This window comes from Oscillospiraceae bacterium CM (genome assembly GCA_022870705.1).
Taxonomy (GTDB): Bacteria; Bacillota; Clostridia; order Oscillospirales; family Oscillospiraceae; genus Sporobacter.
Genome location: CP072107.1, coordinates 2,131,684 through 2,153,594 on the forward strand (window position 1 = coordinate 2,131,684; position 21,911 = coordinate 2,153,594).

Consider the following 21,911-nt stretch of genomic DNA (forward strand, 5'->3'; position numbering starts at 1 on the left):
CGGCCGAAGCCGCCCCGATTCTTATTTTGAGCCGATGGTATTTTCCTTCAGCAGCACGTCGTGCGCACCGCCTTCGACGATGGACGTCGCGGAGACCATTGTAATTTTCGCCGTTTTCTGAAGCTCCGTAATTGTCATCGATCCGCAGTTACACATCGTCGAGCGAATTTTACTCAGCGTCAAGCCAACGTTGTCTTTGAGACTGCCGGCGTACGGGACATACGAATCGACGCCTTCTTCAAAGGAGAGCTTTCCGGCACCGCCGAGATCGTATCGCTGCCAGTTGCGCGCGCGGGCCGAGCCCTCGCCCCAGTATTCCTTCATGTAGCTGCCGCCGACGCTGACCTTATTCGTCGGGCTCTCGTCAAACCGGGCGAAATAACGCCCCAGCATCAGAAAATCGGCGCCCATCGCCAGGGCGAGCGTGAAGTGATAGTCATGGACGATACCGCCATCCGAGCAGAGCGGAATGTAAACGCCGGTTTTTTCAAAGTATTCGTCTCTGGCTTTTGAAACGTCGATGAGCGCTGTGGCCTGCCCGCGCCCAATGCCCTTCTGCTCGCGCGTGATGCAGATAGAGCCGCCGCCAATACCGACTTTGATAAAATCTGCCCCACAATCGGCCAGGAAGCGGAAGCCCTCGCCGTCGACGACGTTTCCGGCCCCGATTTTAACAGTATCCCCGTATTTCTCCCGAACCCATGAAAGCGTCCTCTTTTGCCACTCTGAGAAGCCTTCTGACGAGTCGATACATAAAACGTCGGCCCCCGCTTCAAGGAGCGCCGGGATGCGCTCACTATAGTCACGCGTATTGACACCCGCGCCGACGACGTATTTTTTATGGCTATCGAGCAGCTCCAGAGGATTTTCCTTATGCGAGTCGTAATCCTTTCTGAAGACGAGGTGCATCAGGCGCCCATTATTATCGATCACCGGCAGGGCGTTGAGCTTATGGTCCCAGATGATATCGTTTGCCTCACGCAGAGACGTTCCAGCCGGGGCGGTGACGAGCTTGTCAATCGGTGTCATGAAGCTTGATACCTGCTCGTCACCCGTCATGCGGGAGACGCGGTAGTCGCGGCTTGTGACAATGCCGACAAGGCGGCCGGACGGCGTCCCGTCCTCCGTGACGGCGACGGTGGAATGGCCGGTCTTCTGCTTCAGCTCTAATATGTCACGCAGCGTTGCGTTCGGCCGGATGTTCGATTCACTGATAACAAAACCGGCCTTGTGGGACTTGACCTTTGCGACCATGGCAGCCTGGCTTTCAATCGATTGGGAACAATAAATAAAAGAGACGCCGCCCTCTTTTGCAAGTGCGACGGCCATTTTGTCATCCGAGACCGACTGCATGATGGCAGATGTCATCGGTATATTCATTGAAAGCGCCGGTGCTTCCCCTTTTTTAAATCTGACAAGCGGTGTTTTCAGGCTGACGCTGTCCGGGACACAGTCTGCACCCGAGTACCCCGGTACGAGCAGATATTCACTAAACGTCCGTGACGGCTCGTTAAAAATATATGCCATGGTGACCTCTCCTTTTCCGATTCTATTCACATGCTTTTTGCCTATTATAGCACCGCTTTTGATGATGTCAACCATCCGGCTGTGCCAAGCGGCGGCTTATCCGGCATCTTCTGTCTCACAGAGCATTTTGTCCGCCCGCGTTTGATTGCTTCTGGCATAAAAAAACATATACTGCTGTGCAATGCCTGCGTGTTGGCCGAAAACCGCCGGGTCAAAGCTGCTGCCGTAGTGATCGCGGACGGTCTTACGGATCCACGTGTCGACAGGGAATGCGTCGAGCCGGTGCAGCCCAAAGAGAACGACGCAGCTGGCCACCTTGTCGCCCACGCCGGCAAGGCTTTTAAGCGCCGCCAAAGCCTCTTCCGGCGGCCGGTTTGACAGCGCTTCCAAGTTGAGATCACCGGAAGCGACGGCGCGCGCCGCTTCAATTAAAAAAGGGGCGCGGTAGCCGCAGCGCAGCTGTTCTAAGTCCGATAGCGAGAGTGACGCGACGGCTTCAGCCGATGGGAACGTCTGAAACGTCCTGCCGTCAAAGTCAACCGGCTCACCGTAAAGGCGGCAGAGCGTATCAATAATTTTTTTAATGCGCGGAATATTGTTGCACTGGGAGAGGATGAACGACGCGAGCGCCTCCCATTTGTCCTGCCTCAATATGCGGATACCCGCGCCGAACGCGGCGGCTTTTGTCATGAACGGGTCGATGGCGACGGCACGGCGGATGGCCTCATAATCCCTGTCCAGATCAAAATAGTGCCGCCAGACGGTGTTAAAATCCGCCAGCGTCCCGGAAATAAAAACGCTGCCGCCCTCTTGAAAGATACGGGCTGCCTTCCCCATGGCGACGCCGATATATGCCCCGTCCGATGCCGCGCTCCAGCGAAAGCACTGCCCGCATTCAAAGATGCGCGCCAGATCAAATTCCCGGATTTCAGCAAGCTCTACGAAGCCACCATGCTCGACAACACGCATTAATAGTCAAAGCCTCTTTTTGGGTCGGAGAACTCCGCCAGGCGCAGGCAATAGGCGTCCATCGCCGCAGCTTCATAGGCAAGCGGCCTGTCCGGCACGCCGAGAAGGCCCAGCAGATATTTTGTAAACGGCGGGTTTAAAATGAGCAGCGGTCCTAAAACATATGTCGCCATGAAATTGTTTTTTCGGATGCCCTCAGGTTTCGTGCCGGGGTTTCGCCCGGCGCCGCGGGCTGTTTCAAACAGCGCTTCCCCATCCTCGCCGTAGGCATGGGCAAACTGGCTTTTAAAGCCGACGATGTCGACATCGCCAAACTTGCCGAGATACAGGGCATTATACCGGTTCATCATCCGGCGCTTGGCGACGAGGTCAAATAGCCCAAGCGCTTCAAGGGCGCTACCGTCTTCATTTTCAATCCGGCCGATAAAAATCTCCAGCGCGTTGCCGGTGGCAAGAAAGATCACGCCACGCTCGATCAGCTCATTGATTGTCTCCGTATAAGGCCGAAGCGCGTCAATCACAAGTTCCTGCGCCCGCTCTGTCATCGAGCCTATGTAGACGAGGTCAACATTCCCGTCCACGAACGCGGGCCGCGCCTTCAAGCCGGTGCGGACAACGGTCGCTTCCGGCAGACAGCGGTGCAAATATTCGATGTTCATGAGGTCGCCGTACAGATAACAGATTTCTGGATAGAGAATTTCAATCTTCATAGAGCGGCCGCCTCCGCGCACTGCTTGATCTTTCCCTGCACTTTGTAGACGAGGTCTAAGGCATCTGTCCCATAAAAGAGGCAAACGCTTTCACCGTTTTCATACGCGAGCAGCGCCGGTGCATCAAGCTCGCGGAGCGTGCAGCGGAGCCTGTCCTCCGGCACCCCGGCAAATACAAGGCGCAGGTAATAATCCTTCGCCCGTGGGCCTGTCGCCACAATTCTGGTGATATTTTCGTTATTCAAAAATTCAAAATCGCAGTCGTACAGCCATGTAACGTTTTCCGACCAGTGCTGCTGATCGTGGATACAGTTCATCATCAGGATGACTTCCTTTTTCCCGGGCAGACCGCTGATGTAATCAAAAGCCCTCGACCCGGCCAGCGCGTTTTTATCCTTCGACATCTGCATGACAACGGTGACGTCACCGGCCTTTTGCGCGTTAAACCGTGTTTCAACGATTTTCGTTTTTTCAAGGCCTGTTTTAATCTCCTCGTGAGAAAGGCCCAGCTCCCGGAGCGCGGCGACGACCGTCAAGACATTATAAATATTAAAAATACTGTCGCTGAGAAGCGGATACACCATCGAACCGGACTCATCCGATACGGTCATTGTCATGTTGTCCGTTTTGACGTCAGATGCGCGATAATCGGCCTGCGGCGACTGAAAACCGCAATCTTGGCAATGTGCCTTTCCAATATGATGGTAGCGCCGGTAGTCATAGGTAAGCGCGCCGCAGCAGGCGGGGCAGAGCTGAACGTCGTTAATGAGATTGATACACGCTTCGACGTCTGTAGCCATCCGGTCAATGCCAAAATAGGGACGCGCGTTATGCGGACAGATGCCGGCGGAAATCAAATCGTCAGCGTTTAAAATAAGCTTCGTCTCCGGTGGGACAGCTGTCTCAATAAAACCGGCGATATACTGCGGGTGCGCGTTGCGCATGGCGGAATCGCGGAACAGGTTCGTCACAATGAGGTAGTCGGGCTTAACGTATGGATAGATGCGTTTTGACGAGCGCTCGTCCACTTCAAGAACCGCCATACTATACCGCGTCTTCCCGGTGAGGCTACACCCCGTCAGAAGGCTCGTTGCGATCCCGGCGGGGACGTTAGAGCCGAGCTGATTGTTTAAAACGCGCTGTGAGCGGCCGGTTAAAATGTCATTGAGAAGATTTGAAACCGTCGTCTTGCCGTTGGAGCCGGTGACGGCGATGATCTTTTCAGGCTTGCCAACGTAACGCAGAAAGTCGGGGCAAATTTTAAGCGCCAGATAGCCCGGAAAATACGTGGCGTTCCGTCTTAACATTTTCAGCGCCAGCCGCGCGCATTTCGCCAGCCAAAGCGCCGCTATAAATCTGATTTTATGCATTGGTTACTCCTGTTCACGCCGTTTTTCTATATCGCTTCCCATGATATCGGGAGCACCGGGACGCTCCCCGAAACGATGCGCTTTTTCAGAAAGTTTAGCCACGCAGCGGCAGATTGAAACACCCTCGCTGTAAAACTTCTCTTCGTAATCCGTCATGATACCGACCGGGCCGTTTTGATGCAGGTTGGTTGTAACCTCAGATAATTCAAAACCGGCCTTTTCGAACTGACCGAGCGAGAACTCAAACAAATCGCGGTTGTCGGTTTTAAAGTGGATTTCACCACCGACACGCAGAACGGACTCATAGATGACGAGGAAATTTTCATGCGTCAGCCGCCGCTTTCGGTTGCCTGCCTTCGGCCATGGATCGCAGAAATTGATGTAAATGCGGCCCACTTCGCCATCGCCAAAAATGTCCGGCAGTGTGGCCGCGTCCGTATCGAGAAAGCGGACGTTCGGTATCTGCTCCCGCGCGGCGCGCTCAAGGCCAATAATCATCGCCTCTGGCACCCGCTCGACCGCGATGAGCAGAATATCCGGCATTTTGAGCGCTGTCTCTGTCGTGAATCGGCCGCGCCCGCAGCCAATTTCAAGGTACTTGTCACGAAACTGCGGAAATTGTTGCTGCCACCCGCCTCGAAAACGCGCCGGATCTTGTATGTACAAATCACCGCATTTTGCGATTCGCTCGGGCAGATTCGGTTTTTTTCTCATGCGCATGGTGAATTTCTCCCCGTTTGTCCTGCCGGTATTGTAGCATATCGGGCCGGTTTTCGCAATGAAAAGGCCGCCGCGCCGCCATGTGAAAACGTTTAACCCCAGCGGCGCGCGGCTTAATAATTCGGTTTAATCCGGTTTTCAACGTGGCGACGGGCTGTCTTACTCGGCGCTGCCGAGCTTTGACAAAACATCTAAAAAGTAAGGCGGCAGCGTCGTTGTCAGTTCGATACTATCCCCTGTTTTGGGGTGGATAAATTTCAGCTCTTTGGCGTGCAGGCATTGGCCGGAAAGCCCTTTCTCGGCTTTTTTGCGGCCGTAGACGAGGTCACCCAAGACGGGATGCCCAATTGATGCCATGTGAACGCGGATTTGATGCGTCCGCCCCGTTTCAAGGCGGCACCGCACATGCGTATACCCGTTGTAGCGGGAAATCACCTCATAGTGGGTGATGGCTGCCCGCCCATTTCTCGCGGTGACGGATTGGCGCTTTCGATCGGTCGGGTGTCTGCCAATGGCCGCATCAACAGTTCCGGCGTCCGCCCTGACACGCCCGATAACGACCGCCTCGTAAACACGCGACAGGGTGCGGTTTTTCAGCTGTGCCGAGAGCTTAATGTGCGCCGCATCGTTTTTCGCCGCAATCACCAGGCCGGAAGTGTCCTTATCAATCCGGTGGACGATGCCGGGGCGTATCTCCCCGCCGATACCGGACAGGCTGTCCCCACAATGGGCGAGCAGCGCGTTGACGAGCGTTCCGTCCGCGTGGCCCGGCGCAGGGTGTACGACCATGCCGCGCGGTTTGTTGACGACAATGACGTCGTCATCCTCAAAGACGATATCGAGTGGGATATCCTGCGCTGCCATCTGCGCCGGGGCTGGCTCCGGCAGCGTCACCTCAAACGTGTCACCACGCGCGGCCTTATCGTTTTTGCGCACCGGCTTACCGGCACGCGTCACATACCCGCCTTCCAAAAGCTTCTGGGCGGCGCTGCGGCTTATTTCCGGCAGTTTATCCGCCAAAAAGACGTCAAGGCGCGTCCCGCCGGTCGCCGCTTCAAGAATGATCGGGCCCACTGCCGTCCTCCACGTCGTCCTCGTGTGCGTCACACGTCGATGGTGATGCGGATGCACCATTCTGCGCTTTTTTCAAGTCGCTTCTCGGCATGCCGAAAATGTAATACAGACAGAACACCATACCGCCGACCGTGATAAAAATATCGGCGACGTTGAAAATCGCAAACCGGACAAATTCAAATTCGAAAAAATCGGCCACATAGCCGAGCGCCACTCTGTCAATGAGGTTTGAAAAAGCGCCGCCTAAAACAAACGCCAGTCCGAGACGTCCGACAAGGCTCATTTTCTGCCCATATCGCAGCATGATGATAACGATCAGGATAATCACGGCCGCCGAGACAGCAACGAGCACCCAGCGCATATCAGAGAGGAAGCTGAACGCGGCCCCCGTATTCTTGACATACGTCATATGGAGAATACCGGGCAGCAGCGCTGCCGTTTTACCAGGGGCCAGGCGCAGCGCCAGATAATATTTGCTCATCTGGTCGAGCAGGACGATAAACGCCGCCAAAATAAAATAAACCATCAATCTCCCGCCTTTATTGATCATTGAAACGGGCCGCCCAAATAAGGGCAGCCCGATTGTTCAGCCGATTGACGATACAACTTCTGCGCATCTCGGGCAAAGCTCCGGGTGTAATGCGTTATTGCCGAGTGCGTCGTCATGTGTCCAGCAACGGGCGCATTTTGCCGCGCTGCTTGCCCCAACGGCAATCACAGCACCTTTAAACTCCTGTGCGCTGTAGCCCTGGCCGCTGCCGTCAGCTACAGTGACCTTGGAAACAATGAAGAGCTCTTTGAGGTTTTTGTCCTCAATCAGCTTGAACGCCTTCTTGCCAACGTCGTCAAGATAAAGCGTGATTTCGGCGTCGAGCGGCTTGCCGACAATTTTGTCTGCGCGCGCAAGCTCGAGCGCCTTGTTGACATCGGTACGCAGGGCTAAAAGCGTTTCCCACACGGTTTCCTGATCCATGCTGAAATTGTAGGCAGGGTTATACGCGGGCATGTCGTTATAGAGGACGCTTTCTGTATCGGTATTTTTGCCGTGCGGCATTGCCGCCCAGATTTCCTCAGCCGTGAAGGCCAAAATCGGGGCAATCAGACGCACAAGCCCGTCTAGAATCAGATAAATAGCCGACTGTGCGCTTTTGCGCGAGTCGCTATCCGTTCCGTCGCAGTAGAGCCTGTCTTTAATCACGTCAAGATAGAAGCTTGACATCTCCACAGCACAGAAATTGTGAATGCCATGATATATCGTATGGTATTCATACCGATCGTAAGCGGCTCGGACGCGCTCGACAAGCCGGTTGAAGCGGACAACCGCCCATTTATCCAGCTCGGCCAGATCGTTAAACTCGATGGCCATGTCGGGATCAAACCCGTTTAGGTTTCCTAAAATATAACGCGCCGTGTTTCTGATTTTCAGATAGATGTCCGACAGCTGCTTGACGATCTCCTTTGATATGCGCACATCAACCCTGTAATCGGTAGAGGCGACCCACAGCCGCAGAATATCCGCGCCATAATCCTTGATGATCTCGTCCGGTGAGACGGCGTTCCCGAGTGATTTGTGCATGGCCTTGCCCTCACCGTCGACTGTCCAGCCGTTTGTGATAATCTGGCGGTACGGGGCAACGCCTTTTTCCGCAATGCTCGTCAGCATGGACGATTGGAACCAGCCGCGGTACTGGTCGCCGCCCTCCAGATAGACGTCGGCAGGGGAACGGAGGCCCGGAAATTCATCCAGCACGGCGGAATGAGTGGAGCCGGAATCAAACCATCCGTCAAGCGTATCGGTTTCTTTTGTAAAATGACGGCCGCCGCAATGCGGGCAGACAAAGCCTTCCGGCAGAATGTCGCCCGCCTCCAGCTCGTACCACGTGTTGGAGCCTTTATCGCCGAACAAGTTTGCAACAGCGTCAATCGTCTCCGGCGTGCAAACCGGTTTTTTGCAGTCCTCGCAATAGAAAACGGGAATCGGCAATCCCCAGTGGCGCTGGCGTGAAATACACCAATCGCTCCGCTCACGGATCATGGCGATCATGCGTTCTTTGCCCCATTCGGGAATCCACTTGATCTCCTCACATGCTTTTACAGCCGTCTCCTTCATGGCGTCAACAGAAGCAAACCACTGCTCGGTTGCCCTAAAAATAATCGGATTTTTGCACCGCCAGCAGTGCGGATAGGCGTGGACGATTTTTTCAACAGCAAAGAGCGCACCGCTCTTTCGGAGATCCTCAAAAATCACGTCATTGGCCTTAGAATAATGGAGCCCTTGGTATTGCAGCGCCTCCTCCGTCATAACGCCGTGGCCGTTGACGGGCGCAACGAAGGGTATCTGCGGGTAGTTTTTACAGACATTAAAGTCGTCGACGCCGAAGCCCGGAGCCGTATGGACACATCCCGTGCCGGTATCGATTGTCACATGGTTACCGACGATGATGAGCGACTGCCTATCGTAGAACGGGTGCTGGGCAACGGCAAGCTCGAACGCGCGACCGGGCATTTTCTTTAAAACAGTATAGTCGGTAATACCGCCCTTTTTCATGACGGCGTCGGCCAGGTCGGCGGCAACAATAAAGCATTCGTCCCCGGCTTTGACAATGGCATACTCGAAATCCGGGCCAAGGCTGATAGCCAGGTTACCCGGAAGCGTCCATGTCGTCGTCGTCCAGATGAGAAAAAAGGTTTTAGCCGGGTCACAGACGTCTTTCAACACGCCTTTGTCGTCTTTAAGCTTGAATTTAACGAAAATAGCCGTGCACGGGTCGTCGCTGTACTCTATTTCGGCTTCGGCCAGCGCCGTCTCGTCGTGCGGGCACCAATAGACCGGCTTGAGGCCTTTATAAATATAGCCCTTCTCATACATCTTCCCGAAAACGCGCACCTCTTTGGCCTCGAATTTCGGATCCATCGTAAGGTACGGCCTGTCCCAGTCGCCAATAACACCCAGCCGCTTAAATTGCTCGCGCTGGCGGTTAACAAAGTTGTCGGCAAACGCGTGGCAGGCATCTCGGAACTCCGGCACCGACATCGTTTTTCTGTCGAGTTTACTCTTTTTGATGATGGCGCTTTCAATTGGCATGCCGTGGTTATCCCACCCCGGGACGTAAGGCGCTTGAAAGCCCGTCATGTTTTTATAGCGCACGATGAAATCCTTCAGGCACTTGTTAAGCACGTGGCCAAGATGAATATCGCCGTTTGAAAACGGTGGGCCGTCATGCAGGATAAAAAGCGGCTTTCCTGCATTGCGCGCCATCAGGTTCCCGTAAACGTCTTTATTATAAAAACCGGCCAGCATTTCCGGTTCACGCTTCGGCAGGCCGGCGCGCATGGGGAAATCCGTTTTCGGCAGATTGATCGTGGCGTTATAGTCGACTGGCATGACTTCTATCTCCTCTAGCTGTCGTAACATTTTCCGCTAAAATGCGGCCAAACGGGCCGCCTGATAAGCCGGCCCGTTAAAAATCAGATGTGGGTTTCGTTTATTCTCCCGCGTAATTAGAGCCGAATTTCAGATCGTTAAAATCAAATTTTGGCCGCGGCGAGGTTGGCTCGTCGTCTTCCGGCGGGTCGTTTTCATGTTTCGGGCGGAAAAGCTTTGCCGTCTCTCCGTCTTTAAACATAGGGGCGAAGGGATCGGCTGCTGTGTCGGTCTCCGTCAGATTTGATAGTGCGCTGTCAATCTGCCGAGCCGTCGTTGAAATGTCGCTTTCAGATGGCTCGTCCTCTGCTGCCGGACTGCAGACCGGTTCGTCATTGGGCTCATAAGCTGCCGAGCTGCTCTTCCCCGTGCTCAACTCCTCAATGCGCGAAAGAAAAGCTGCGTGCTGCTTGAGAATTTCCTGTGAGGCCTGAATATACTTTTTCGTTTCATCTTTAACGGATAACAATCTGGCATCTTCGTCGGCATACTTGCTTTTCATTTCAAGGAGTCGATCTCTGATGTCGTTCTCCGTCTGGCGTATCATATCATCGCTCTTCTTTTTCGCATCGGTGGTAATTTCGTCACCGAGCTTCTGCGCTGTTAATAGCGCCATACGCATGGCGTCGTCCGTTGTCCGGTATTCCTCAACCTTTTCAACGAGGACTTTTATCTTACTCTTTAAAATGGCATTTTCTTTATACAGCGCCGTGTAATCGGCTGTCAGCGTTTCAAGAAAATCGTCAACGACCGACATGTCGTAACCGCCGAAAACGGCTTTGACAAACTCTTTACCGGAGATTTCCTGCGGTGTCAGCATGTTCCCACAATCCTTTCCCAAAATCCGTGCCTTTTTATCAGCATCTCGTTTTAGTTTTTATATTCTCTGTTTGAGTATTCAGGCTATAGCCCGGCTTAACGGTCAGAAATAAAGCCCGTTATTTTCAAGCTCGTCGATGAGGTCACCTAAAAGATCGACGTTATATGGTGTGATGATGTATGTGTTAACGGCAACCTTTTTAATTTTCCCCTCCTGCGCGTAGGCCACGCCGCTGAGAAAATCGATGAGCCGCCTGGCAATATCCTTGTTCGTTTGCTCCAGATTCAAGACAACCGTACGCTTCTCTCGGAGATGGTCGGCGACCTCGGCAGCGTTTTCAAACCGCTCCGGCTTGACTAATACAACCTGCAGCTGCGCTGTAGCGTGAATATTGACGACCTTGTTGCTGTCGCGCCGCTCCTCAAAGCCACCGTAAGAGCTTCTGGCCTGTGTCGGCGTCCTCGGCGTAATGGGGATTTCCTCAGCCGCGTGCGGCTTAAAATCCTCAAATTCATCGTCGTCGTCATCGTACGGCCGTGTCAGCTTTTTCAGCTCATTTAAAAATCCCATGGAAGGTACCTCCTTAAGGCGCCGGTTCGTCCGGGGCCGCCCCTGCCTTATTCATTTGCGTCTGCGTTGGCTCTATTGGTTGACAGCTTATTACGGATAAAATCGCTCTCCAAATATCGCGGACCCAACACGCACCATATTTGCCCCGGCATGTATCGCCGCGGTAAAAGTGTCGCTCATGCCCATTGACAGATAATGCATAGAGATATTATCATATTTTTTTACTCTTATGTCAACAAAAAGCTTGTACATTTCTTCGAAATAATGGTCACTACCGCTGAAATTTCCATAAATAGGCGGAACGGCCATTAACCCCCTGACGGAAATTCCCGGCGTTTTGGACGCGGCAGCCAATATATCATCGAGCCGCTCCGGCAAAACACCGGATTTACTGAGCTCCCTGCCGATATTGACTTCGATCAGGATGTCCTGCGTCATGTTCAGAGACTGCGCCTTTTTCCCGATGAGGGCGAGGAGCTCTTCGGAATCGACCGACTCGATCATCCGGCACACGCCGACAACCTGGCGCACCTTATTTGTCTGCAGATGGCCAATAAAATGCAGCGGTACGCCGCGATACGCGCCCTCGTCGTTTTTTTGCAGCATCTCCTGCACGCGGTTTTCGCCGACGGCGTCCACCCCAGCCTCAATTGCCGCGCGCACCTTTTCCGCCGTGTTCATTTTGGCGGCGGCAACGAGCGTAATGTCTTCGGGCCGACGGCCGGAGCGAAGTGCTGCATCGCCGATTTGGTCACGGACGGCTTTCACGCGGTCTGCTATTGTCATGATAACACCACCTTGCCGTCAGCCAGATCTTTCGCCTTAACGATAATGACAGAGCCTTCGCGCAGAACCGTATTGTTTTCCGAGCCGTCGCGGACGATGTAGTTATTGCCTTTTTCAGCCTGTATATCCACAAAAACCTGTTCGGCCTGCAGCCCCGTCAGCAGATAAATATAAGGCTTACCGTCCGAATCGGTTTTAACGGCTTCCTTCGGGACGGCAAGGCCGGAAACGCTGTCGAATTCGATCTGTGCCGTCAGCGCCCGAACGGCTGCAATATCGGGGATTTCCTGTTTTGATGAAAAGACGACGACGCACTGGCCGTTTTCACTGGGGCCGACGCTTTCAACTGCCATATTCAGTGACGCACTGTAGGTGTCGACAAAGCGCACCGAAAAAGTCTTCTTTTCTTTTAGCTTGTCCGTTAACCGTTGCACATCATCGTCATCCATAACGGCGGCGTAATACCATTTGATGTCCGTCATCAGCTTACCGAGTACTTCATTTCCCGTGCCCCCCGGCGTCGAAAACAGCGCCTTGAGCGATGACGGTCTTAAATTATCAAGGTCATCCGGCGTCGTGCCCTCAAACCCGTCGACAACAGCTGTAAAAATGCCGCCCATCGGCGCCGTTACGGTTTGCGTCCCGGCGTTTTCGGAAAGCAGCTGCGCCAGTTGTGCTTTCATCGTATCAAGGTCGGCACCCTGCTGAACGGATCCTGTGAAGACCTGCTTATGGATTCCTGCCGTTAATTCACCTAAATTTTCAAGGTTTCCTGAAATAACGGCGCGAGATAATTCTAAAACAGCCTCACCGGCACCGCCCGTCGTGGAGGCGGGCGCTTCAGCTTCTTTGATGTCAATCTGAAGCGCGCGGATTTCGCTGGCCCGCTTGAGCGCCGCCGTCCCTTGATAGCTGACGGCGAGCGTCTCTCCCGACGCCACTTTTTCCCCTTCGGAGACTAACAGCGTCGCGCTCCCGCCACCGGTGACGACGGTCTCGGAACGCACAACATACCCTTCGGCACGGCCGCTCTCGTCAAGCGTTGAACGGACGGCAACAACCGTTTTTAAAGGCTTGTCCACCGCATTAAATATGTAAAGCCCAATATACGCGGCAATCGCGATAAACAAGATGCCTGTCATTACTTTCATTAAAAAATCGGTGCGCTGCATGGTGCAAACATCCCCTTAACCCGCCGGACACTTTCTGTTGTTGTGTCTTTCTAAATGCGACGCTTTTTGACGCTTTATTTTTCATGCCGGACTTCCGGCGTATTACACACCGCCTGCGTCATTTTCGGCCATCAGATTGACCGCTCTGGACGGAATGATCGTCGAAATTGCGTGCTTGTAAATGAGTTGCTGCTTTCCCTCCGTGTCAAGCACGACGGTAAAACTGTCAAACCCCGTCACGTTTCCGCGCAGCTGAAATCCGTTGACGAGAAAAACCGTTACCTGTTGTTTGCTGCATCGCGCCTGATTGAGAAAAATGTCCTGTAAATTCTGAATTTTTGCCATATTTGCCGTCCTTTCTTTGACGGCGTCTTCTTTATCTGAAGCGGCGCCGTCTGTTCATTTTTAGACGGCTTTATTCTATCCGTTCGTCTCCAAATACTTTGTCGAAAGCTGCAGGCCGGTATCAAAATCGGGCTCTTTCTCCCATAAAATCCAGTGCGCACCGGGCTCGCGGCGAAACCACGACAGCTGCCTTTTGGCATATCGCCGTGTTTCTCGTTTAATCTCGTCGACAGCCACTTGGATATCCTGATTTGTCGTTATCGCCCGCGCGAGCTCTTTATAACCAATGGCCTGCATCGCCGTATGCGCAAGTGTGAGTCCGGCGTCCAGAAGTTGCCTGACCTCGCCAAGCAGCCCGTCTGCCATCATGTTGTCGACGCGCCGGTTGATGGCCTCGTATAACTCGGCCCTGTTGCCATAAGAGAGCACAATGCGGCACGCGTCATAACGCGGCGGGCGCTTTTTCGTCTGGCTGTCGTGCTCAGACATTGGTTTCCCTGTCAGCTCAAATATTTCGAGGGCGCGGATGATGCGCTTTTTGTCATTAGCGTGAAGTCGTGCCCCAGCCTGCGGGTCAACGCGCGCCAGTTCCTCTAAAAGTGCCTCGCCCCCGGACCCGTCATAACGGTCGGAAAGGCGTTGGCGCAGTGCGGCGTCCCCGACAGGGGAGAACTCGTTCCCGGCAATCAGCGCCTCGATATAAAGGCCTGTTCCGCCAACAACAATCGGCAGCCTACCGCGGCTTAAAATATCGTCGGCGCAGGCGGACGCCTCTTGGACATAGCGAGCCACGGAATAGCTTTCAAAGGGAGACGCCACGTCAAGCATATGGTGGCGAATGCCCTGTTGTTCCGCCACTGTCGTCTTGGCGGTGCCGATATTCATAGCGCGATAGACCTGCATTGCGTCGGCGGAGATGACTTCACCGCCCAGCCGCTTTGCGAGGGTAATCCCGAGCGCTGTCTTCCCTGTTGCCGTCGGCCCCGCGATGACGGCGATCTTCTGGCTCATGGCTGCTCCTCTACGTTCGTTTGAAATATTTGTCCAGCGCCGTTTTTGTCAGTTCGACAGCCACCGGCCGCCCATGCGGGCAATAACGCACGTCACCGGAGAGAACCCTTTTTACAAGCGTTTCAATCTCCATCGGCTCCGACGCACGCCCGGCCTTGATTGCCGCCTTGCAGGCAATTGACTGCAGGAGGGCGTCCCGCCGTGCTTCGCCGCTTAGAGCGCCGCTTCGGCGCAGGATGGTACAAAGCTCTTCAAGCACCGCTTCGGCGCCGTCAATTAATATGTCGGCTGGTATTTGACGGATTGCCACCGACCCATCGCCAAAGGCGTCGATTTGAAAACCAAGCTGCTCAAAAAGCGTGATATTTTCCTGCACGAGTGCCATATCTTCACGCCCGAGTTGGCAAATAACGGGCGTCATAAGCAATTGTGACATCGTCACTTGTTTTTGATCCTTTAATCTGTCAAAATGAATCCGTTCATGGGCGGCGTGCTTGTCAATGAGCCAAAGCGTCCCCGCCTGCTCGGCAATAATGTAGGTGTCAAGCGCTTCGCCGACGATGCGGTGTTCCCGCTGTGTCGGCATTTCGGCAATCGGCACGGTCACTGCTTCAACGGCGATAGCGGCGCTATCGCCAGGTGTTTTTAAAGATTGATATGCTACTCTTGTCTCATCGCGAACCGATGCGTAAAGCGGTCGCTCCGTTGCGGACGGCACCCGGCTTTTAAAGCCGCCTGGCAGTCGCCCGTGCCGGTCTGTTATTTGTGGCGGTGGGCTGCTGTCGGGCAGTCGTCCCCCGTTTGTCACGTTGCTGTATGTATTGGGGGCTGTCGGCTGACTTTCCGAAGAAAGTACCTTCGATGTTCCAGGCGATAGCGTGATGAGCGGGCGTTGTGTTTCGCCTTCCAGCGATGAGCGCGCGGCGTAATAAACACCGTCGAACGCCTGATGATCGTTCAGGAATTTCACTTCTGTTTTTGTCGGATGAACGTTGACGTCCACACAGGACGGCCGCAGTGTGACGTATAAGACGCAAGCCGGGAACCGCCCGGTGAAAAGCGTGTTTTTATAAGCTTGTTCTAAAGCAGCCTGCAGCGTTTTTGACTTCACGTGGCGTCCATTGACGAAAAAGAACTGATAGCTTCTGTTCCCGCGCGCGGCGGAAGGCGACGATACAAAGCCACTGACGGAAATGTCTCCGTCGCTCGTCGTTGCTTCGAGCAGGCTGCCGGCAAAGTCGCGGCCGAAAATGCTGTACACGCAGGACGATATCTGTCCGTCGCCGGGTGTGTGGCACTCTTCCTTCCCGTCCTTGAGATAGCGGACGGAGACCTCCGGATGCGACAGGGCGCAGCAGATGATTTGCGCAGAGACCGCGGCCCCCTCTGCCCTATCGGTTTTCATAAATTTCTGTCGCGCGGGCGTATTAAAAAACAAGTCTCGTACGATCATCGTTGTTCCGTCCGGGCAACCGGCGGCCGTCTTTTCTGTCACGGTGCCGCCCTCAATGACGAGGCCGGTTCCCTCCGGCGCGCCCGCTTCCCGCGTGAGCAGCTCGATTCTTGACACGGCGGCTATGGCGGCCAGCGCCTCGCCGCGGAATCCAAGCGTTGTAATAGCTTCAAGGCCTCGTTCGTCGCGCAGCTTACTGGTGGCATGACGCAAAAATGCTGTCTGGGCATCGTCCGAGGCAATGCCGCAGCCGTTATCCGTCACGCGGATATACGTCATGCCGCCGTTTTTAATTTCGACCGTTACACTTGTTGCCCCGGCGTCAATTGCATTTTCCATGAGCTCCTTGACGACAGACGCCGGCCGTTCAACCACCTCACCGGCGGCAATCAAGTCGGCAACATGCGCGTCAAGCTGCAGAATTCTGGCCAAAGATCACCATTCCTTCTCCCGAACAAGTCCAGCGCTCACACGCGGTCTTGTACCTATAAATATAAAATCGGAAGCCCCTTCACGTTGACTGGGTCAACATCAAGGTAAACGGGGTCTCCGACGGCGCAGTCAATGTTCGTCACATCAAGAATCGTGTGCAGAAGGCCAACGTTGCCGAGCACTTTGGCGCGCTGCCCGCCTATTTTGACAAACAGCTTGTTATACCGGTGCCTGAGGAAAAAGCTCAGGATACCGAGGCTCATGTGGCGGTCAACGCCGAAGCCGTGATAATACCCGACGGACAATATGGCGATCTTCGTCGGCTTTTTCGTCACGATGCTGTGCTCCGCGCCGATGCGGTGGCCTTTCGGAAACCAGCCGATTTCTTCGATTCCTGCTTCGATATAACCGACGCGGCTGATCCCCGGGGCGTTTTTGCCCGGCATCCTGCCGGAAAGCGCCGTGTCGATACGAACGGCATCCATCCGCCCATAATTATAGCGGAAAAGGGCTGCCGAGTCACATGCATGCGCGGCACCCGGTTCAAAGCCCATTTCCGTGATTTTATCGAGGACGGCGTTAAAGCTGTTGAATTGCTGCATCGTCAGTTTCTTGTTGCTCCAGGACGCCGCGTATGATGTAAACATGCCGATAACGGCAAGGTTCGACATATATTTAAAAATCGCCGCCATTTTATCTGTTTCTCCCGGCAGAAAGCCGTAGCGGCCAAGACCGGTATCGACCTTTATGAGCACATCGGCAACTGTTTTCCGCGCTTCTGCGATGCCGTTAAGGGCAACGGCCGCGTCATAAGAGCCAACGGTACAGATAACGTTTGCCTCCAGCAATTCCCCCAGCTCGTCGGGGTCCGCTGTTGAACGAAGCATCATGATTTTTTCCTGTTGAAACCCGTTGCTGCGGAGAAAGGCGGCGTCCTTCGGGTCGGAGACGGCATATGAGCGAATGCCCTCATCACGCAGGAGCTTTGCAATTTCCAAAAGCCCCATGCCACAGGCATTGGCACTCAGGTCCGCATAGATTTCCGCATCTTCCGAGCGTTCCTTAACGACCTTGAGATTATTTCGGACGACGCGCCTGTCAATAACCAGATATTTCATGGCTGACCCTCTAACCCTTTCCGCGCATACGACAGCTTCTGTTGTTATTGTCTGATTATACATTATTTACAGGTTGATTGTAAAATGAAATTGAACACTTGAACAGAAAAATCCATAGTGATTATTCTTCGTGGTAAAATGTAGTTCCTACACAACATCTGCCACCGAAAGGATACAATCACTATGGATAACAATGATTCTATCACAGTCAGCGCAGAACGCAAGAAAGGGCAACACTTGAGCTTGGAAGATCGTGGTGCTGTCAAAGCCCTCTTGAAGCAGGGACTTGGCGTACGCGGCATCGCCCGAAACATTGGCTGTTCACCGTCCACCATCTCATACGAGTTAAGGCGAGGTACACCGACACGGAAGAGCAACAGGGGCCAAGCACCTGGCTATTCTCCGAAACTCGGCGAGGCCATCTACAAGGCTAATCGAAGGGCTTGTGTCAAGCCCCTCAAAGCAGGCTCCTGCAAGACTTTCATTGACTGGGTAGTCAAGCAGATCCGGGAACACAAGTGGTCGCTGGATTCCTGCTGCGGATATGCGAAGCGACAGCGTTTGTACAGTGAAGATCAGATGGTTTGTACCCGCACTCTGTACAACATGGTCTGGGCAGGCTTGCTTCCCATCACGCCGACCGAACTGCCGGAAGCCTTAAAACGCAGCACCCGAAAGGCCAGGGGCAGGGAAAACAAAAAGCACTACGGCACAAGCATTTCCGCCCGTCCTGAGATCGCTTCCCTTCGTATAGAAGGCGGCCACTGGGAGGGCGACACCGTGGTTGGAAAACGAGCTGGGAAAGAGGCAGTTGTACTCTCTCTGCTGGAGAAGAAGACCGAGCACTACATCGCCATTCGTATTCCCGGAAAGACCAGTGATGCGGTGATGTCTGCCATGAAAAGCCTACGCGCTGAGTACGGGGAACGTTTTTCACAGATTTTTAAGACGATTACCGTAGACAACGGCAGCGAGTTCGCCGACTTTGCAGAAGTCGAGGCTTGGGGTTCCCAGATCTACTTTGCCCACCCATACAGCTCTTGGGAACGTCCTCAGAACGAAAGGCATAATGGACTGTTCCGGACCTTCGTTCCAAAGGGAACATCTATTGAGCAGTATACAGACGAGGACATCCTGTCCGCTGCTGATGAGTTAAATGGGCGACCCCGGAAGAAGCTCGGATACCACACGCCAGAGGAACTATTTGAAGCCTTTCTTGATTCCGAATACGCAGCCTGACGGCTGCGACAACCTTGGCACAGACAGCGCCTGCGGCACCATCTGTGTCCAAGGTTAATTGATGGGAACGATTTTGCCTCGGGGTGTTCAATTTGCACTTGCAATTTATGTACATTATTTACATTGTAAATTCTATGTCTAAATGATAAAATAATTTGAAGGAAGGCTCTTTTCGCGGCCATCCGAACCACTAACACGGAGGCATGCGTGAACGCTCAACGACAGGAAATCCCCCCCACTGAAATCGCGCGTCAAAATGACATTATGCGGCGGCTCGGCGACAGGAACAGCGCCCGCTCCGTCCAGCCGCTTGCTTTTGTTGACACATACGGCTGCCAACAGAACGAATCGGACAGCCAGCGCCTGCGCGGCATGCTCGATTGTATGGGTTATCGCTTAACGCAAAACGAACGTGAAGCGGATGTTATCGTCATCAACACCTGCGCCGTCCGTGAGCACGCGGAAATGCGTGTTTTCGGCAACGTCGGCGCGCTCGTGCACACGAAAAAAGAGAAACCAGAGCAGATTATAGCCCTTTGCGGCTGCATGGTGCAGCAGCAGCACGTGGCTGATAAAATTCGGCGCTCCTATCGGCATGTCGACCTCGTTTTCGGGCCCCAGGCACTATGGCGCTTTCCGGAGCTATTAGAACAGGTCCTTTTGGCGCGCGGCCGCGTGTTTTCGATTGATGACGCACCGGATGCCATCGCGGAGGGGCTGCCCGTCCTGCGGGACGGGCGCGTCAAAGCCTGGCTGTCCATCATGTATGGCTGTAACAATTTCTGTTCCTACTGTATCGTCCCATATGTCCGCGGCCGTGAGCGGAGCCGCCACCCGGACGATATTTTATCGGAAGCACGCGCGCTTATAAAAGACGGCTATAAGGACCTCACACTGCTTGGGCAAAACGTTAATTCCTATGGCCGGGGTTTGTCTGAGAAAATCGATTTTTCTGAGCTTTTGCGCCGGATTAACGCGCTTGACGGTGACTTTTTAATTCGTTTTATGACAAGTCATCCGAAAGACGCCTCCGACCGTCTTTTCGAAGCGATGGCAATCAGCCCAAAAGTGGCACGCCATCTCCATTTGCCTTTTCAAGCCGGCAGTAACAGAATTCTAGCCGCGATGAATAGAGGCTATACAAAAGAGCAGTATCTTCATCTGGTTGAAAAAGCCCGGCAATATATGCCGGATATTGTTTTAACAAGTGATATCATCGTCGGTTTCCCCGGCGAAACGTATGACGATTTTCTTGAAACGCTGGATGTCATCGAAAAAGCACGCTTTGATGCTTTATTTACATTTCTGTATTCAAAACGCGAGGGGACGCCTGCCGGGCGCATGCCCGACGATGTGCCAAAGCAGGAAAAACAGCGCCGTTTTGACGACTTATTGTCCCGCCAGAACGCGATATCTGAAGAAAAGCATCGCGAATACGTCGGCAAGACGCTGCGCGTTCTCGTGGACGGCGAGGCGGAAGATGTTCTCTATCCGCTGACCGGCAGGACAAACGGCGGCCGCCTTGTCCATCTCTCCGGCGATCAATCGAAAATTGGCTCATTTCAAAATGCGGCAATTATTCATTGCAATACGTGGGCGCTTTTTGGAGAGCTTATTTAAAATAAAGACAAAGGAGTCCTGCTCGATGCCCCCTATCGTCAAAATCTACCAGTCTGGTGAACTTATCGCCACCGCACAAGCCATCGAGGGCGAATCTCTGTATGAGCGCATTATCGCGTCGGACGTCTATCTTGAAGCGCCTTGCGGCGGCAAAGGTAAATGCGGCAAATGCCTCGTCCAGCTTGAACCGGGCGGCGAAAAGGTGCGCGCCTGTCAGACGTTTATTCACGGGGATATGGATGTTTACATCCCGGACGAGATGAAAATGAAAATCGCCGGCTCCGATTCCAAAGCAAAGGCTGTTTCGCACTCCGGCCGACTCGGCGTTGCGATCGATATCGGAACGACAACCGTCGTTGTGCATTTAACTGACCTTGCAAATTGCGCGCGGTTGGCGACGGCTAGCGGCGTCAACGCACAGCGGACATACGGTGCCGACGTCATCAGCCGTATTCAGTTCTGTATCAAAAACGGCCACGAAACTTTAACACGTGTTATCCGTGAACAGCTTGCTGATTTGATGCAAGAGGCTTGCGGTAAAATCGGTGCCGAATTAAAGGATATTCATTACATATCGATTGCAGGAAACACCATCATGCAGCACCTGGCGGACGATCTTTCCCCGATTGAGATGGCCATGATCCCGTTTCATCCTCTTTCCCTTTTTGGTGACGAGCGCCCCGCTGGCAAGGATTTTCCCGTTGCTGACGACGCGATCGTCTACTATGCCCCGTGTGTCTACGCTTACGTCGGCGGCGACATTACGGCCGGTATGATCGCGGCAAATATCGAAGATATCCCCGGCCCTTGTGTCTATATGGACATCGGAACAAACGGAGAAATCGTTTTGAAGGTTGGCGACAAATATTACTGCTGTGCGACGGCAGCCGGTCCGGCTTTTGAAGGTGCTGAAATTACCAAAGGCATGGCGGCTATCGACGGTGCCATCAGTCACTTGAAATGGGTCGATAATAAGCTTGAACTGTCCGTCATTGGAGACGCCGCACCTCTCGGCCTTTGCGGCTCCGGCCTGATGGACGCCTTGGCCGTCCTCGTCCACACGGGCGCTGTTGATTCAAGCGGTCGTCTGCTCTTCGCGGATAAGATTGAAGGCCCCATTTCCGAGCTAATCGGCGAAATTGACGGCAAGCCTGTTTTCTGGCTCTCGCGTGAAAATGATGTCTACATGACGCGCAACGATATTCGAAAGCTCCAGCTGGCAAAGGCTGCCATTGCGGGCGGTATTCAAACGCTGTTAAACGCAGCCGGTGTCACGGCCAAGGATATTAATTCATTTCTCATCGCCGGGGGCTTTGGCAGTTTTCTCGATCAGGTCAGCGCCGCAACGATCGGCCTGTTCCCGAAGGAGTTCCTTCCTTACGCCAAAACGATGGGGAATATGGCGGGCGAAGGCGCTGCCGTTGCCTTATGCTCGGCGGAAGCAAGAGAACGCCTTCAAAAGCTGTACGAGAATATCGAGGTCGTTGAGCTGTCAACAAGCAAGTATTTTACGCTCCAGTTTATTGAACAAATGACTTTCTAAGCTCTCGG

The 21,911-nt window shown here is 53.7% G+C and carries 19 protein-coding genes; 3 read left to right on the top strand and 16 right to left on the bottom strand.

What is annotated here, in order from left to right:
• Positions 1-21: 21 nt before the first annotated feature.
• From IZU99_10465 to IZU99_10540, 16 genes are all read right to left on the bottom strand, one after another.
• Positions 22-1,527, bottom strand: a complete 1,506-nt coding sequence (locus tag IZU99_10465) for an IMP dehydrogenase (protein UOO37648.1) — start codon at positions 1,525-1,527, stop codon at positions 22-24.
• A gap of 96 nt (positions 1,528-1,623) precedes the next feature.
• A complete protein-coding gene (locus IZU99_10470) occupies positions 1,624-2,496 on the bottom strand; it encodes a DNA-3-methyladenine glycosylase 2 family protein (protein UOO37649.1) in 873 nt (290 codons plus the stop codon).
• A complete protein-coding gene (locus IZU99_10475) occupies positions 2,496-3,206 on the bottom strand; it encodes a hypothetical protein (protein ID UOO37650.1) in 711 nt (236 codons plus the stop codon). Before IZU99_10475 ends, IZU99_10470 begins: the two co-directional genes overlap by 1 nt.
• On the bottom strand, positions 3,203-4,576 hold the full coding sequence (locus IZU99_10480; protein UOO37651.1) for a DUF1727 domain-containing protein: 1,374 nt from the start codon (positions 4,574-4,576) through the stop codon (positions 3,203-3,205). Before IZU99_10480 ends, IZU99_10475 begins: the two co-directional genes overlap by 4 nt.
• Before the next feature lie 3 nt (positions 4,577-4,579).
• Positions 4,580-5,290, bottom strand: coding sequence for a tRNA (guanosine(46)-N7)-methyltransferase TrmB (trmB, locus tag IZU99_10485; GenBank protein ID UOO38818.1), 711 nt, complete (start codon positions 5,288-5,290; stop codon positions 4,580-4,582).
• Positions 5,291-5,455: 165 nt separating this feature from the next.
• Complete coding sequence (locus IZU99_10490) at positions 5,456-6,430, bottom strand: RluA family pseudouridine synthase (protein ID UOO37652.1); 975 nt, start codon at positions 6,428-6,430, stop codon at positions 5,456-5,458.
• Positions 6,351-6,896 carry a signal peptidase II gene (gene lspA, locus IZU99_10495; protein ID UOO37653.1) on the bottom strand — a complete coding sequence of 182 codons (546 nt, stop codon included), beginning with the start codon at positions 6,894-6,896 and terminating at the stop codon, positions 6,351-6,353. Before lspA ends, IZU99_10490 begins: the two co-directional genes overlap by 80 nt.
• A 60-nt stretch (positions 6,897-6,956) precedes the next feature.
• Complete coding sequence (gene ileS / locus IZU99_10500) at positions 6,957-9,755, bottom strand: isoleucine--tRNA ligase (protein UOO37654.1); 2,799 nt, start codon at positions 9,753-9,755, stop codon at positions 6,957-6,959.
• 100 nt (positions 9,756-9,855) lie between these two features.
• Positions 9,856-10,614, bottom strand: coding sequence for a DivIVA domain-containing protein (locus IZU99_10505; GenBank protein ID UOO37655.1), 759 nt, complete (start codon positions 10,612-10,614; stop codon positions 9,856-9,858).
• A gap of 102 nt (positions 10,615-10,716) precedes the next feature.
• Entirely contained in the window at positions 10,717-11,184 is a 468-nt protein-coding gene (locus IZU99_10510; protein UOO37656.1) for a cell division protein SepF, read from the bottom strand.
• A 90-nt stretch (positions 11,185-11,274) separates the two neighbouring features.
• On the bottom strand, positions 11,275-11,970 hold the full coding sequence (locus IZU99_10515) for a YggS family pyridoxal phosphate-dependent enzyme (GenBank protein UOO37657.1): 696 nt from the start codon (positions 11,968-11,970) through the stop codon (positions 11,275-11,277).
• Complete coding sequence (locus IZU99_10520) at positions 11,967-13,142, bottom strand: hypothetical protein (GenBank protein UOO37658.1); 1,176 nt, start codon at positions 13,140-13,142, stop codon at positions 11,967-11,969. The genes IZU99_10515 and IZU99_10520 overlap by 4 nt, the downstream gene beginning before the upstream one ends.
• Positions 13,143-13,244: 102 nt before the next feature.
• Positions 13,245-13,487: an RNA chaperone Hfq gene (hfq, locus tag IZU99_10525; protein UOO37659.1), complete on the bottom strand. Its 243-nt coding sequence runs from the start codon at positions 13,485-13,487 to the stop codon at positions 13,245-13,247.
• A gap of 75 nt (positions 13,488-13,562) precedes the next feature.
• Positions 13,563-14,498 (bottom strand): tRNA (adenosine(37)-N6)-dimethylallyltransferase MiaA, encoded by a 936-nt coding sequence (miaA, locus tag IZU99_10530; protein UOO37660.1) that lies wholly within the window; start codon positions 14,496-14,498, stop codon positions 13,563-13,565.
• Positions 14,499-14,508: 10 nt separating this feature from the next.
• Positions 14,509-16,383, bottom strand: coding sequence for a DNA mismatch repair endonuclease MutL (mutL, locus tag IZU99_10535; GenBank protein UOO37661.1), 1,875 nt, complete (start codon positions 16,381-16,383; stop codon positions 14,509-14,511).
• Positions 16,384-16,436: 53 nt separating this feature from the next.
• On the bottom strand, positions 16,437-17,501 hold the full coding sequence (locus tag IZU99_10540; protein UOO37662.1) for an alanine racemase: 1,065 nt from the start codon (positions 17,499-17,501) through the stop codon (positions 16,437-16,439).
• A gap of 183 nt (positions 17,502-17,684) precedes the next feature.
• Here IZU99_10540 and IZU99_10545 point away from each other — a divergent pair, with 183 nt between their 5' ends.
• The 3 genes from IZU99_10545 to IZU99_10555 all read left to right on the top strand — a co-directional run bounded on the left by IZU99_10545 (position 17,685) and on the right by IZU99_10555 (position 21,903).
• Positions 17,685-18,740: an IS30 family transposase gene (locus IZU99_10545; GenBank protein ID UOO37663.1), complete on the top strand. Its 1,056-nt coding sequence runs from the start codon at positions 17,685-17,687 to the stop codon at positions 18,738-18,740.
• Positions 18,741-19,004: 264 nt separating this feature from the next.
• A complete protein-coding gene (miaB, locus tag IZU99_10550; GenBank protein ID UOO38819.1) occupies positions 19,005-20,360 on the top strand; it encodes a tRNA (N6-isopentenyl adenosine(37)-C2)-methylthiotransferase MiaB in 1,356 nt (451 codons plus the stop codon).
• A gap of 25 nt (positions 20,361-20,385) precedes the next feature.
• Positions 20,386-21,903 (top strand): DUF4445 domain-containing protein, encoded by a 1,518-nt coding sequence (locus IZU99_10555; GenBank protein ID UOO37664.1) that lies wholly within the window; start codon positions 20,386-20,388, stop codon positions 21,901-21,903.
• Positions 21,904-21,911 lie beyond the last annotated feature (8 nt).